Annotated in this window: 14 protein-coding genes and 2 tRNA genes; 13 read left to right on the top strand and 3 right to left on the bottom strand. The window is 47.8% G+C overall.

Translation table 11 applies throughout. The annotated features are described in order from the left end of the window. The coding region (gene mutS / locus HKN88_00960) for a DNA mismatch repair protein MutS (GenBank protein ID NNC96619.1) at window positions 1–1,964 on the bottom strand (1,964 nt) is incomplete at its 3' end. Between the two features lie 147 nt (window positions 1,965–2,111). On the opposite strand from mutS, the gene HKN88_00955 reads away from it, so the two are divergent. The 4 genes from HKN88_00955 to HKN88_00940 all read left to right on the top strand — a co-directional run bounded on the left by HKN88_00955 (window position 2,112) and on the right by HKN88_00940 (window position 5,716). After that, window positions 2,112–3,203 carry a glycosyltransferase family 4 protein gene (locus tag HKN88_00955; protein NNC96618.1) on the top strand — a complete coding sequence of 364 codons (1,092 nt, stop codon included), beginning with the start codon at window positions 2,112–2,114 and terminating at the stop codon, window positions 3,201–3,203. A gap of 98 nt (window positions 3,204–3,301) precedes the next feature. Continuing rightward, window positions 3,302–3,808: a CinA family protein gene (locus tag HKN88_00950; protein NNC96617.1), complete on the top strand. Its 507-nt coding sequence runs from the start codon at window positions 3,302–3,304 to the stop codon at window positions 3,806–3,808. A gap of 262 nt (window positions 3,809–4,070) precedes the next feature. Next, a complete protein-coding gene (locus tag HKN88_00945) occupies window positions 4,071–4,508 on the top strand; it encodes an OsmC family protein (GenBank protein ID NNC96616.1) in 438 nt (145 codons plus the stop codon). 26 nt (window positions 4,509–4,534) lie between these two features. Then, window positions 4,535–5,716, top strand: coding sequence for an aminotransferase class I/II-fold pyridoxal phosphate-dependent enzyme (locus HKN88_00940; GenBank protein NNC96615.1), 1,182 nt, complete (start codon window positions 4,535–4,537; stop codon window positions 5,714–5,716). Window positions 5,717–5,750: 34 nt separating this feature from the next. Here the strand turns inward: HKN88_00940 and HKN88_00935 are convergent, their stop codons facing one another. Continuing rightward, the gene (locus HKN88_00935; GenBank protein ID NNC96614.1) at window positions 5,751–6,113 is read right to left on the bottom strand and encodes a hypothetical protein; all 363 of its coding nucleotides are present in this window, start codon (window positions 6,111–6,113) and stop codon (window positions 5,751–5,753) included. 318 nt (window positions 6,114–6,431) lie between these two features. On the opposite strand from HKN88_00935, the gene recA reads away from it, so the two are divergent. The 9 genes from recA to HKN88_00890 all read left to right on the top strand — a co-directional run bounded on the left by recA (window position 6,432) and on the right by HKN88_00890 (window position 14,494). Beyond that, window positions 6,432–7,475 carry a recombinase RecA gene (recA, locus tag HKN88_00930; GenBank protein ID NNC96613.1) on the top strand — a complete coding sequence of 348 codons (1,044 nt, stop codon included), beginning with the start codon at window positions 6,432–6,434 and terminating at the stop codon, window positions 7,473–7,475. A 205-nt stretch (window positions 7,476–7,680) separates the two neighbouring features. After that, the gene (locus tag HKN88_00925; GenBank protein ID NNC96612.1) at window positions 7,681–8,337 is read left to right on the top strand and encodes a regulatory protein RecX; all 657 of its coding nucleotides are present in this window, start codon (window positions 7,681–7,683) and stop codon (window positions 8,335–8,337) included. Window positions 8,338–8,557: 220 nt separating this feature from the next. Beyond that, window positions 8,558–11,206: an alanine--tRNA ligase gene (gene alaS / locus HKN88_00920; GenBank protein ID NNC96611.1), complete on the top strand. Its 2,649-nt coding sequence runs from the start codon at window positions 8,558–8,560 to the stop codon at window positions 11,204–11,206. A 50-nt stretch (window positions 11,207–11,256) separates the two neighbouring features. Beyond that, window positions 11,257–12,489 (top strand): aspartate kinase, encoded by a 1,233-nt coding sequence (locus tag HKN88_00915; GenBank protein NNC96610.1) that lies wholly within the window; start codon window positions 11,257–11,259, stop codon window positions 12,487–12,489. Window positions 12,490–12,636: 147 nt separating this feature from the next. After that, window positions 12,637–12,870: a carbon storage regulator CsrA gene (gene csrA, locus HKN88_00910; protein ID NNC96609.1), complete on the top strand. Its 234-nt coding sequence runs from the start codon at window positions 12,637–12,639 to the stop codon at window positions 12,868–12,870. A 140-nt stretch (window positions 12,871–13,010) separates the two neighbouring features. Continuing rightward, a tRNA-Ser gene (locus HKN88_00905) sits at window positions 13,011–13,101 on the top strand. Window positions 13,102–13,195: 94 nt separating this feature from the next. Further along, window positions 13,196–13,272: transfer RNA gene (locus HKN88_00900), tRNA-Arg, on the top strand. A 217-nt stretch (window positions 13,273–13,489) separates the two neighbouring features. Beyond that, complete coding sequence (locus tag HKN88_00895; GenBank protein ID NNC96608.1) at window positions 13,490–13,651, top strand: palindromic element RPE4 domain-containing protein; 162 nt, start codon at window positions 13,490–13,492, stop codon at window positions 13,649–13,651. 261 nt (window positions 13,652–13,912) lie between these two features. Beyond that, a complete protein-coding gene (locus tag HKN88_00890; GenBank protein NNC96607.1) occupies window positions 13,913–14,494 on the top strand; it encodes a sel1 repeat family protein in 582 nt (193 codons plus the stop codon). Between the two features lie 106 nt (window positions 14,495–14,600). Here the strand turns inward: HKN88_00890 and HKN88_00885 are convergent. Continuing rightward, on the bottom strand, window positions 14,601–14,810 hold a 210-nt coding region (locus HKN88_00885), incomplete at its 5' end, for a hypothetical protein (GenBank protein ID NNC96606.1).

Here is a 14,810-nt window from a genome sequence, read left to right as displayed (position 1 = left end):
CGGTCCAAGGGGCCAAGTTTGGCCGAATCGGCGGGGACAAAGGCCCCGATGTGGGCGAGTAAAACGATCAAAGCCGTTTGCCGCATAAAGGTTGATTTACCGCCCATGTTTGGCCCGGTGATCACCTGCATACGTTGTTTGTCGCTCATGTCCAGATCATTGGCCACGAACGTGACATTGTCATTAGTCTCAACCACCGGATGGCGACCAGCACGAATTTCAATGCACGGATACGAGACCAATTCGGGTTGCACATAATTTAAACTTTGCGCCCGTTGTGCAAAAGTATTCAACACATCCAGTTCCGACACTCCGGTGGCTATGTTCTGGATCGCCGGGATATGTGCCTGCAAGCCGTCGAGCAGTTGTTCGTATAACAATTTTTCTCTGGCCAGAGCGCGTTCGCGGGCACTCAAGACCTTGTCTTCAAATTCCTTGAGTTCCGGGGTGATGTAGCGCTCCTGGTTTTTCAAGGTCTGGCGGCGCACCCATTCCACCGGAACACCATCACTGGCCTGCAATTTACTGACCTCGATGTAATAACCGTGCACCCGGTTGTAACCGACTTTCAAGGTTGAGTACCCGGTGCGGGATTTTTCACGCTCTTCCAGGTCAAGTAAAAACTGGTCGGCATTTTTACTCAGGTGACGCAACTCATCCAGTTCCTGGTCAAAACCAGTTGCGATCACGCCTCCGTCACGAATGAGTAAGGGCGGTGACTCAATGATCGCGACTTGTAAATGCGTGGCCAGCCCGGGTAATTGCGGCAACTTGTCGCTTAAGTTAGTCAGTAAGTTGGTTGAACAAGATTGGATACACCCAAGTAAGCCGGGTAAGGCTTGCAGGGTTAGTTGCAAATTGGACAGATCACGCGGTCGTGCACTGCGTAAGGCGATACGCGCCACAATTCGTTCAATGTCCGCGATTGGTTTCAGTGCGACCTGGATCTTGTCAGTTAATGATCGAGTAATAATTTCAGCAACTGCCAGATGTCGTTGTTGCAATATCTTATGATCGCTCAAAGGGCGTTGTAACCAGCGGCGTAACTGGCGGCTGCCCATGTTGGTGGCGCAGTGGTCCATTACCGCTGCCAGGGTATGTTCGGAGCCACCACGCAAATTGAGCTCTAATTCAAGATTACGGCGCGTGATCGCATCAATGGTTAGGCACTCATCCTGTTGTTCGATGTGTATGGAATGAATATGCGGTACCGCTTGTTTTTGGGTATCCAGCACGTATTGCATCAGGCATCCCGCGGCGCCAATCGCGGCAGGCATGTGATCTATGCCAAATCCTTTGAGATCTTTGGTGTTGAATTGGCGCAGTAACAATCGTGTGGCCGCCGATTCTTCAAAATGCCAATCCGGGCGCATGGTTAAACTTTCCTGTTGCAGTAGATCGGTCGGAGTGGACTCATGGTCGGCCACCAATAACTCAGCGATCTGCAAGCGTTCAAGCTCGGCCAGTAATTCTGATTCGGTGCGTACTTCGGTGACGGCAAAGCGACCACTGCCCAGATCCAGCCAGGCCAAACCGATCTGGTCTTTACCGAAATTCACTGCGGCCAGTAAATGGTCTTGTTGTTGTGACAATAATGATTCTTCGGTCAAAGTTCCGGGCGTGATGATGCGCACCACTTTGCGTTCAACCGGCCCTTTGCTGGTGGCCGGATCGCCAATCTGTTCGGCAATTGCCACGGATTCACCCAGTTTCACCAGTTTGGCCAAATAACCGTCGACCGAGTGATAGGGCACCCCGGCCATTGGGATGGGATTGCCTCCGGACTTGCCACGCGCCGTCAGGGTAATATCGATGAGTTTTGCCGCTTTTTGCGCATCTGCAAAAAAGACTTCGTAAAAATCGCCCATGCGATAAAACAAAATTGAATCCGGGTGCTCCGACTTGATGCGTAAATATTGTTGCATCATGGGTGTGTGGGCCGATTTTTTCTGACTTTTGCTCATGTATGGTGCGTAATTTTTAGCTAATTATTCGGAATGTTTTATGAGTGTGCAAAAATTTCATTGCGCAGTAAATATGCCGAATCGAGTTACGCATCCTAACAGAAAGCATCGCTGTCGAGTATGATCGACTTACAGTAAGATAAAGCCATGAAAGTCTTGCACATAGAAACCGGGCGGCAACTGGCCGGAGGGCCACTTCAAGTGATCACCTTGATGAAGGGTATGCGTGAGAACGGGCAAGAATCGATGTTGTTATGCCCGCAAGATAGCGCAATTGCCCGAGTGGCCAAACAGGCAGAACTTCCGGTTACAACCGTTGCGTATCAGGGTGAACATGACGTAAGTCTGGTCAGGGCAATCAGAAGAACGGCGCGCAGTGAAGGTGTTGAAATTCTACACGCGCACTCTCGGCGGGGTGCCGATCTATACACCGCATTTGTGGCCAGACGCACCCGCATTCCCGCCATTCTGACTCGACGGGTTATTAATATGGAAAACGCCTTGATCGGCGGGATCAAATATCGCAGTTACCAGCGTGTGGTTGCAGTATCCGAAGCGGTGGAACGCTCCTTAAAACGTCAACGTGTGGATGCCAGCCTGCGCACAGTGATACACGACGGCGTTGATTTTTCCGATTTTGATAAGCCGTACCCGCGTCAGAAATATCTGGAAGAATTTGGCCTGCCTGAAAACGCTGTTATCGCAGCCAATGTCGGGCGCTTCACCGAAAACAAATCCCAACTCAGTGTCTTGCAAGCGTTTACTTTGATATATGAAGCATTGCCACGCTTGCATCTGGTTCTTTTTGGTAGTGGCGAAATGCAGGATGACCTGGAAGACTTTGTCATAGCAAACAAGCTTGAAGGACGTGTGCACTTTGCCGGATTTCGTAACGACATGCCAAATTGGTACGCGGCCATGGACATGCTGGTGCATACCGCCAGTCTGGAAGCATTGAGTGTGTCTTTACTGGAGGCCAGCGCCAATGCGGTTCCTATGATCGCCTACAACAATGGCGGTATTTATGAAATCATCCGGCACACTTTCAACGGACTTTTAGTGCAACCCCGCGCGGTTGATCAACTGGCGCACGCGATTGAGCGTTTGTATCGAAAACCGGACATGCGAAAAAAAATGGGCGCAACCGCCAAAGATTATTGTGAGAAATTTTTCACTGCCGAGCAAATGGTCAGCAAATATCAGGAATTGTATACGCAGGTCTTGTCCGAATTGGAGTAGAATAATGTTCAGCGAGCGTAAACTCTGCTGAACAATATAAAACTATAATCCAGTGATTCGTGTCAATGAGCCCCGAACAAATCAAATCCAATCAAAAAATAGAATTACTGGTCTCTGAATTGGCCATAATACTTATTCAGCAAAACTCGGTCTTACTTACAGCAGAATCGTGCTCCGGTGGCTGGTTATCCAAGTACTGCACCGATATGCCCGGCAGCTCGGCCTGGTTTGAAGGCGGGGTGGTCTCATACAGCGACACCTTGAAGCACACCATCTTAAAAGTGCCGGTTAACACACTTGAGACCAAAGGCGCGGTGAGTGAGGCCACAGCGGAAGCCATGGCCTTGGGAGCTTGTCGTTTGACCCGGGGTGCCAAGAACCGTTTTGGAATCTCGATTACCGGCATTGCTGGCCCCGGTGGTGGCAGCAAAGACAAACCGGTGGGTACTGTGTGTTTTGCCTGGGTACGTCGCGGCGATGACGATACTCCACAAGTCTTGAAATCCGAAACCCGTTTTTTTGTGGGTGATCGCAATGATATCCGCATGCAAAGTGTGCAACACGCTTTGAATAAAATGGTCAAGATCCTGCGTAGCGACGAATGAGCTGTTGATTCATCGGTAGTGCTTACGAAAGGGGTGATTGAGTTTATCCCTCATTTCCGAGCCTGCGCTTGGTAATCACTGGTCAATTCCATAATTAATATTTGATTTATCGGTTTATTTACTTCGTGGAGTCGAGTATGATTCATATAGACGTCTAGAAGTTCAGACGTCTAATACATCTGAATCGCAATTTCTTCAGTTTCTACCACTTTAGAGCTATTTACCAAGCAGGCGGTTACTTACCCAGCCTTATGGAATATTTATGAAAGTCACTCTTAAACGTCAAAATCAAGCCATGCATTACGCAGCGTTCAGTGAAGAAGGGCAGCGGGTTGATTTTGATGGCTCTCCCGAGATCGGAGGACAGGATCAGGGCGTTAGGCCAATGCAAGCCTTGTTAATGGCGCTGGGGGGGTGTAGCGGAATCGATATCCATTTGATCTTGAGTAAACAGCGGCAAATTGCCGAGAATGTTGAAATTGAGATCAATGCCGAGCGACAAAAAAATGCTACTCCTGCCTTGTTTGAACAGATTGATGTGCAATTCATTCTCGACGGTGACCTGGATGAGCGCAAGGTACGCAAAGCCGTTGACCTTTCCATGCAAAAGTATTGCTCGGTTGCAAAAACTCTGGAAACGACCGCTCGCATTGATTACAAGATTTTATTAAACGGGACTCTGCTTGACGCTAGCGTCTGAGTTCTATGCCATTACGGATACCCACCATGACTAAAAAGAATTCTGCAGAATTTGAAACTCTCGCAATTCGCAATCAATACCCGCGCAGTCAGGCCAAAGAGCATTCAGTACCGGTGTTTCTGACCTCGAGTTTTACCTTCGATTCGGCCGAACGCATGCGCGATGCCTTTGCAGATGAAAATGATGATCTGATCTACTCGCGCTTTTCCAATCCAAATGCCGCCGAACTTATTGATAAGTTATCCGCCCTCGAACTGGCCGACGCCGGTTTCGCAACGGCATCTGGCATGGCCGCGGTTTTTTCCTGTTTTGCAGCCTTGTGTGATTCCGGTGACGAGATTTTGGCTTGTCGTTCGGTGTTTGGTTCAACCCATTCAATATTTACCAAAGTATTACCGCGCTGGGGTATCACCACGCATTATGTCGATGCCGATGCGCTTGAGTTCTGGGAAGACCACTTGACCGAGAAAACAAAAATTCTTTATATCGAGACCCCGACCAATCCCGGAGTGGATGTTATTGATCTGGAATACCTCGGAGAATTTGCCAAACAGCATGGCCTGATCTTTGTGGTGGACAATTGTTTTGCCACACCTTACTTGCAACAGCCGATTAAATTTGGTGCGAATCTGGTTATCCATTCGGGCACCAAATGGATAGACGGGCAAGGTCGCGTGGTAGGTGGGGCAATTTTGGGTGACCAGGCATTGATCGATGTTATTCGCCAGTTTTGTCGCAATACCGGGCCAAGCATTTCCCCTTTCAATGCCTGGGTAATGTCAAAAAGCCTGGAAACTCTGGCCATTCGTATGGACAAGCACAGTGAGAATGCGCTTACGCTCGCCAAGTATCTTGAGAGTAATGAACGGGTGGATAAAGTGTATTACCCGTTTCTGGAGTCACACCCCAAATACGCTATCGCGAAAAAACAAATGCGTGCAGGTGGCGGCATCCTGACCTTTTACATCAAAGGAACCCTGGATAATGGCAGGCGTTTTTTGAATGCAGTGAATATGTGTTCACTCACGGCAAACATTGGCGATACGCGAAGTATTGTTACGCATCCTGCCTCAACTACGCATGCCAAATTAAGTCCTGAAGATCGATCAGCCGTGGGCATCAGTGACACCATGATCCGGGTTTCGGTTGGGCTGGAACACATCAATGACATTATTGCCGATATTCAGCAAGCACTTGAAAAAATGTAAAAGAATTTCATGCAAGGTCCATATCGAATGAAAACTACTTTCGCCAGCTAATAAAAAACGTTCCTTTATCAATGCGTGCAGGATTTTGTTCAGAATCTAGTGTGTATTGAGAGGCGTAAATAAAATGGCTACCCGCTTCGGTGGTTTCCGCCAGCGTGATCGTGCGCTTCGCATCTTTATCGGAAAATGAATATGACTCGCCCAAACTGAGGGGAAGTTCAAATTGCATTTCCGGCTTCTCGAACATCACACCGCTGCGGGTTTTTGTCATTACAGGGTATTTTGTTTGTACATAGGTCACATACCATTGCGCGTCTTGATTCAGGGTGTTGTTATCGGTTTTGCCGCATCCGGATAGCAGTAGCGCAATAAGCAATGTGCTGAAAAAATATTTCATCCTGAGTCCTAGTGGTTCCTGTTTAAGAGATTGAACCAGTCTAAACAAATTCAGGGTAAAATTAGCCGGAATTTGCAAATAAAGAGAATATTCTCAAAAATATTCTCAAAATATTCCAAAACATTCTCTTTTTTGTGTATAATCACTCCCGAAGTTGCTGGGAAAGATAAGATTTAAGCTTGTATCCCACTGATTTCAAAGGAATTCACTGACGCCCTCATTTCAGCATTCGGAGGCTCTCATGCTCAAGGACGAACATGATATGTTGTGCAAAAAGTGAGCATTTCACACCAATGTTAACTTTAGAGGTATAAAAAAATGGATGATAATCGCAAAAAAGCACTCGCGGCCGCGCTCGGTCAAATTGATAAACAATTCGGAAAAGGCTCGGTCATGCGCTTGGGAGATAGCCCGGCGGCCAATGACATCGAAACTATTTCCACGGGTTCCCTGGGGCTCGACGTTGCACTTGGCATCGGCGGTTTGCCGAAAGGCCGCGTGATTGAGATCTACGGTCCGGAATCCTCGGGTAAAACCACACTGACCTTACAAGCCATCGCTGAAGCGCAAAAAACGGGTGGCACGGCAGCGTTTGTTGATGCCGAGCATGCGCTTGATCCATTGTATGCAGAAAAACTGGGCGTTAATATCGAAGAGCTTCTGGTCTCACAACCGGATACCGGTGAACAAGCCCTGGAGATCACCGACATGCTAGTGCGTTCCGGTGCTGTCGACATTGTGGTGGTCGACTCGGTTGCGGCATTAACCCCCAAAGCCGAAATTGAAGGTGAGATGGGTGATCGCCACGTTGGCTTGCAAGCGCGTTTGATGTCACAAGCTCTGCGTAAGTTGACGGCAAATATTAAACGTTCGAACACCATGGTTATTTTCATTAACCAGATTCGTATGAAGATCGGTGTGATGTTTGGAAACCCTGAAACCACCACCGGTGGTAACGCCCTTAAATTCTATTCATCGGTTCGTTTGGACATTCGTCGTATTGGCGCAATCAAACAAGGCGATGAAGTCGTTGGTAACCAGACCCGCGTTAAAGTGGTGAAAAACAAAGTGTCACCGCCGTTCCGCAAAGTTGAGTTTGAAATCCTGTACGGGGAAGGCATTTCACTGGAAGGCGAATTGATTGACCTTGGTGTGAAACATGAATTGGTGCAGAAATCCGGTGCCTGGTACAGCTACAACGGTGAGCGTATCGGACAAGGTAAAGAAAAGGTACGTAATTTCCTGAAAGATAACCCTGACATTCGTGACGAACTGGACACCAAGTTACGCGAAATCCTTCTTCCCAAGCCCAAAGCGAGAGCAGAAGCGGTCGAAGAAATTGATGCAGACGAAGTTGAGTAAATCCTGATAGTGAGCAAGTAGTGCGGGTTGTCCACTTACACTACTTTTTGATGGGCTATATTTCCTCCGATAAATCGGCCTCTTCGGAGGCCGTTTTTGTCTCTTCGATTCGGGATTCTGCTGTTTAACAGGGAGATATATAAAAATTTTCAGATAGCGTGGCCCAGTCACGCTATGACGATAAAAAAAATATTAATGGTTTGACATGAACAAAAAACAACAACTTGAGCAATTACGCGCATCCATGCAAGCGATCGATGCTGGCGTAACTCTACCTCTGTCTGTCCAAGATGAAGGCGATTCGTATAATCGCAAACGCCGCCGTAGCGCAATCCGGGAAGAGATCAAAGTAGAACTTGCCGATACTGATTCGACTTCTAAGAAAAAAACCAAATCACAACTGAGTTTCACTACTCAGGAGCTTCCTCCAGAAGAACTCGCCCGCCAATACGCACTCGATTGTTTGTCACGCCGGGAATACGGCACACAAGAATTGCACAACAAAATGTTGGGCAAAGCGCATGAGCCGGCTGTGATCGCGCAAGTACTCAGAGAGCTGACAGATGAAGATCTGTTGAGTGATGAGCGCTTTGCCGAAGCCATGCTAAGTCATGGCGCGTTCAAAGGGCAGGGACCTAGAAAAATTCGCCACGATTTGGCCAAAAAATCACTTCCGGCACATTTCATTAATGCCGCCTTCGAAGTCTGTGAAATAGACTGGTTCGCACTGGCTAAAGAGGTGCGAACTAAAAAGTACGGTACCGAGTGTCCCAAGGAGTGGAAAGACAAGGCCAAACAAATGCGCTTTATGCAAACCCGCGGTTTTGAGATCGAGCATATAAACGGGTCTTTTGGGGAGTGAAATTGTTTAAATAAATCGTAGGATGGGCAAAGTGCAACGTGCCCATTTTGTGTGATAGAAATTGTGATGGCCTCGCGGTGTTTTGCCCATCCTGCATTGTATATTCCATCATTCGGCCTCAACTACCCACCATTCCCCTGAATCCAGTACAATAAGCCTTTAAATATCGGTCCTATCTAACGAATGCGACCGATTTTTTTCACTAAAGACTTATTCAGACATGACCAAAAGCTGTGCCACGACTGATCGTAGCGTTGTACCGGTATCCACAGACGATATCCGTAAACGCTTTTTAACTTATTTTGCTACCAAAGAGCATCAGGCAGTGCCGAGCAGTTCTTTGTTGCCAGCCAATGATCCGACCTTGTTGTTCACTAATGCCGGTATGGTGCAATTCAAAGATGTGTTTCTGGGTCAGGATCAACGTCCCTACAAGCGCGCGGCTTCATCGCAACGATGTGTGCGAGCCGGGGGCAAACACAATGATCTGGAAAACGTCGGTTACACAGCACGCCATCACACTTTTTTTGAAATGCTGGGCAATTTCAGTTTTGGTGATTACTTCAAAAAAGAAGCCATCGAATTTGCTTGGGAGTTTTTAACCGAAGAGCTCAAGCTGCCCAAAGAAAAACTCTGGGTTACTGTCTATCTGGATGATGATGAAGCGGCAGACATCTGGATCGATCACATCGGAATACCCAAAGAGCGTTTGTCGCGTTTGGGTAAAAAAGATAATTACTGGTCGATGGGCGATACCGGCCCTTGTGGACCGTGTTCAGAGATTTTTTATGATCACGGCGAAGATGTACCCGGCGGTCCTCCGGGAAGCGAGAACGACGATCTGGATCGTTACATCGAGATCTGGAATCTGGTTTTTATGCAATTCAATGCCAAAGCCGATGGCACCGAAGAGCCACTACCTAAACCGTCTGTAGATACCGGCATGGGACTGGAGCGAATTGCGGCTGTGATGCAGGGTGTGCACAGCAATTACGAGATTGATATATTCCAAACCCTGATCAAAGCCGCTGCCAAGGCAACTAATACCAAAGACCTTTCACACAATTCATTAAAAGTGATTGCCGATCATATTCGTTCTTGTGCGTTTTTGATCTCAGACGGTGTATTTCCTTCAAATGAAGGTCGTGGCTATGTGTTACGTCGCATTGCCCGCCGCGCCATTCGACAAGGCTACATGCTGGGTCAGAACAAACCGTTTTTTCACAAACTTGTGACTACCCTCGCTGAGCTGATGGGTGAAGCGTATCCGGAATTAGTAAAAGGCCAGGCACATCTGGAAAAAGTCTTGTTACAAGAGGAAGAGCGATTTGCACAAACCCTGGATCAGGGAATGCTAATCCTGGAAAAAGGCATTGCTTCTATGTCTGGCAGCGTAATTCCTGGCGAACTGGCCTTCAAACTCTATGACACCTACGGCTTTCCACTCGATCTGACTGCAGACATCGCACGAGAAAAAAGTCTCACGGTCGATGAAAAAGGCTTTGAGGTCGAGATGGAAAAACAGCGTGAACGTGCCCGTGCTGCAAGCCAATTCGGGGTGGATTACAACGCGGACGTGGATCTCAAAATAGCCACCGAGTTTCAGGGTTACGATAATTTGAACGGGGAAGGCGAGATCCAGGCCATTCTGGTTGAGCATGATCAGCTTGATGCAATTTCAGCTGAATCGACTAATAACGCGATTTTGGTATTAGATAGAACCACCTTCTATGCCGAAGGTGGCGGTCAGGTTGGTGATATTGGTCAAATTGAATGCGGTGATTCCTTATTCATTGTGAGTGATACCAAAAAACAGGGCGACGCCCATTTACACATCGGCAGTCTGGAAAAGGGCAGTTTGCAAATTGGCGATAAAGTCTCTACCCGGGTTGATGCCACAGCACGCAATGCCACCATTCGGAATCACAGTGCCACCCATTTAATGCACAGCGCGTTACGCCATGTTCTGGGTGAACATGTGCAACAAAAAGGCTCCCTGGTTGAACCCGCACGGTTGAGATTCGATTTCTCGCATTACGAAGCGCTAACGCCGGAACAGATCGCCGAGATCGAGGCAGAGGTCAATCAACAAATTCAATTGAATCTGGACGCTGAATCCAAGCTGATGGGCTTCGATGATGCAATCGCGGCAGGAGCTCTGGCATTCTTTGACGAAAAGTACGGTGACAAGGTGCGTGTGCTCAGCTTCGGTGATTATTCCACCGAGCTGTGTGGCGGTACGCATGTCAAGCGCGTTGGTGATATTGGCTTTTTCAAGATCACATCTGAGTCCGGGATTGCCGCAGGCGTTCGTCGCATCGAGGCCGTTACTGGCACAGGTGCTTTGCAATGGGCACTGGAAACCGATGCTTTATTGTCTGATCTGGCCAAACAGTTGCGTACTGGGAAATCCAGTCTGGCCGACAAGCTTGGTCAAACCCTGGATAAGCAAAGATCCCTTGAGAAAGAGATCAAACAACTCAAGTCGCAATTGGCCGGTGCGCAAAGTTCAGACCTGTTAAATGACGCGGTCGAAGTAAACGGCATCAAGGTACTCGCCAAAAAAGTTGACGAGACCGATGCCAATGCGCTGCGTGACACCGTGGATCAAATTCGCAATAAGCTTGGCAAAGCCGTGATTTTACTGGTCGCAGAAACCGAGGATGGAAAAGTCCGTCTGGTTGCCGGGGTGAGTAAAGCCGAAAGCAAACAGCTCAAAGCCGGTGAACTGGTCAATCTCGCCGCACAACATGTGGGTGGCAAAGGTGGCGGACGACCGGATATGGCGATGGCAGGCGGCACCCAGCCCGAAAATATTCCCCAGGCTTTGGCGTTAGTCAAAGAATGGGTCAAACAAAAGCTGGCCTGATCCTGCATACTTCATGCAAATTTCATAAGCGTCAGGAATAATACGAGCTTATGGCATTAGTGGTGCAAAAATTTGGGGGTACCTCGGTTGGTTCGCCTGAACGTGTAAGGTCTGTGGCTGAGCGTATCAAATATGCGGTTGATAAGGGCCATCAGGTGCTGGTTACAGTGTCAGCCATGGGTGACAGCACAGATCGCCTGGTCAATTTGAGTCGCCAGGTCGCAGGGCAAGACCCTGATACTCGCGAGATGGATGTTTTACTCGCCACCGGTGAGCAAGTATCGGCTTCACTGTTGGCCATGTGTTTGCAACAAAAGGGCATTGCCTCGCGCTCATTCCTGGGGCATCAGATCGCGATAAACACCAACAATGCGCACGGTCGCGCAAGAATTGAAACAATTGAAACAAAACAACTGAGAGCTGCACTAAATAATCAGGAAGTTGCGATTGTCGCGGGCTTCCAAGGTGTGAATGCTCAGGGTGATATCACAACTTTGGGTCGTGGTGGCACAGATACCACAGCGGTTGCCTTAGCCGTGGTTCTGGAAGCGGATGAATGCCAGATCTATACTGACGTAGACGGTATTTACACTACCGATCCGAGAATCGAACCACAGGCCAGACAATTAGACCATATCACGTTTGAAGAAATGCTTGAATTGTCCAGTTTGGGTTCTCAAGTCATGCAAACCCGGGCGATGGAATTTGCCAGTAAACACATGGTTCCGATACGCGTGCTGAACAGTTTTGACCCCGAGTTTAATACACAAGGTAAAGGAACATTGATTACTAAAGATTATACCGACGCAGAAGCCCCGCTTGTTGCAGGCATTACATTTACCCGTGACGAAGCCGAGATCAATTTGCGCAATGTGCCGGATGAGCCTGGTATTGCCTACCGAATCTTGAGCCCAATTGCCGATGCGGGGATTGAGGTTGACATGATCGTGCAAACTGCCTCACGCGATGGCGATGTGGATTTCAGTTTTACCGTGCATCGAGAAAATTATCAAAAAGCCTTGAGTTTGGTTGAAATAACGTCACAAATCATGCCCAATACAGACATCAGTAGCAATGACAAAGTGGTGAAATTGTCTGTAGTCGGGGTTGGGATGCGCTCTCATGCCGGCGTTGCGAGTACGATTTTTGAAGCTTTGGCCAATGAAAGCATCAATATTCGCATGGTGTCCACATCTGAAATCAAGGTCTCGGTATTGATCGATGAATCATCACTCGAAACCGGAGTCCGTTGTTTGCATAAGGCCTTCAATTTAGCTACATAACAAGAATTATTGAAATAAATGATACGAATAGTGAGTTGAGACAGAATCTTAGCAGTTAATATTACTATTTAGCTATATAATAAGACGCAGCAGCCGTTAGAGCTGTATGAAGTGAACTAAGGTATAGGTAAGGACTAGGAGTAAAGTATGTTAATTTTGACACGCCGTATTGGCGAGACTGTCATGATAGGTGATGAGGTCACAGTCACCGTTCTAGGGGTAAAAGGTAACCAGGTAAGGCTGGGTATCAGTGCACCCAAACACATCCCCGTACATCGAGAAGAGATCTACATTCGAATCAAGCGTGAAGAGGCAATTGCTTCTGCCACCGCTGGATTGGGTGGCGGTCAGGATGATTCAGACGGAAATAGTTACTCATAAGCAATTCAAATTAGCCAAAATTTGAGTATTTAAGCCCTTATTTCATATAAGGGCTTTACCTATTTATTGCAGACCAGTATCATGTGCGCCGATCGGACGCTGGCTCGCCAGTGTTTGATGGTTCAAAAAGAAAGAATATCGGAGAGGTGGCTGAGTGGTCGAAAGCGCTCCCCTGCTAAGGGAGTAAGGGTTAATAGCCCTTCGAGGGTTCGAATCCCTCCCTCTCCGCCAGATTTGTAAAGAAGTTCGAGACGTAGCCTTTGTTTTACTATAAAATGCCGCGCCTTGGACGGGGAAATCGCAAGATAAACCCAATACAGACTAAGCGCCTGTAGCTCAGCTGGATAGAGTACTCGGCTACGAACCGAGCGGTCGGGAGTTCGAATCTCTCCAGGCGCGCCATCCCATAAAAATGGGCCCCGAAAGGGGCCTTTTTTTATGGGATGTCTCGGTTGAAGAATTGGTTCGAACTCCAAGTTCGACAAATTTGCCCGGAGCAAATTTGGACGCGCTTCAGCGCGGCCCCGGAGGACGGCATCAGCCGTCCGCAGGGGTGCGGCACAAGGATGTGCCGCACAATCTCTCCAGGCGCGCCAACCATTAAAGAGCCCACCTTCAGGTGGGTTTATTCTATACCCAACAGTCATCCCGTGGCTTGACCACGGGATCCATTTCGTTGATGGTCAAGTCACCTAGCACGTTGCTGGATACCGCGGTCAAGTCGCGGTATGACGATATTCGATTTTGTTCGCGCTTCGTCATGCCTGGCATCTTTACTTAGCCGCTTTTAGAAATAAAAATAAATAAATTCAATAATATAAAGATACTATTTAATGTGATTTCTAATAACTTGTTTTGTTAGATTCAGCCATCGGCGATATTCCCCTCAAAACAGATTGTAACTAACGCCTTACCGGGGGCATTCTCTAGCCATAAACGAATGATCGTGCAGGGCGGATAAATCCGCTGTTATCAAATCCACCTGCTAATATTAATAAAGGTTCAAAACCTTATTCATTATATTTTTATGTGCAAAGTCAAAATGTTGAAACGTTTACTTCTTATTTTATTTCTCATGCCTTCAATGGCGATTGCCGGAAAAAGTGAAGCAATTGCATACATGAAATCAGGGCAATATGAAAAAGCAGCGGCAGAATTCGAAATTCTGGCTGCCGAAGGTGACACCAGGGCTATGGTCACTATTGGGCAATTTTATTACTCGGGAAAACTTGGTCCAGTTGATTATGAAAAAGCGAACCACTGGTGGTATCGGGCTTACGAAGCCGGCAACGCAGACGCATTATCGAATATTGGAGTGTTGTATCGTGACGGGCAAGGCGTCGAGCAAAACCTTGAAATTGCATACAATATATTTCTTATCGTGCACATGAGAAGTCTTGGAGGGCAGAATACTCAAATTCGCAACAATGGAAACCTTCGCAAAACAATTGCAAGACTTGATGGGGATAGCATAAGAAAGGCCTTATGCTTCACGGAGGAATATGTCTACCGATACATCGATGCAGAAGGTAAATCGGTTGCGCCAATGAAGCCAGAAGAAATACGAATCAAGGATAAAGAATGGTGGCTGCAAGGTGAAATCACAGATTTCGATTGTGCCTAGTTTACCGCTGATAACTCTGTGTAATTTCGCCGGGCCCGCCATAATCAATTAGATCCTGGCCTATATGTCCCTCTCGATCTGCACAACCCGGTCGGTCGCTTAATGCCTAACGATTTGCGCCCAATGTTTTCTGATCCGTATTTTCGGCCAGGTTTCCGAGCGTGGTGTGGCCTACTAACCTGGCTTCCGGAATACGAAGTCGAATCTCGGCCACCAGCTCCTCAATAACGCCGTGACGAGCCCTGACCGAGACCCACAGCAGGCTAAGCGGAGTATTTAAATCGGCAAACACAACGTCTTTGTGTCCCCCCAGTAC

The organism is Gammaproteobacteria bacterium (assembly GCA_013001575.1).
Lineage (GTDB): Bacteria > Pseudomonadota > Gammaproteobacteria > Steroidobacterales > JABDMI01 > JABDMI01.
This window is presented reverse-complemented; position numbering and strand designations above follow the sequence as displayed.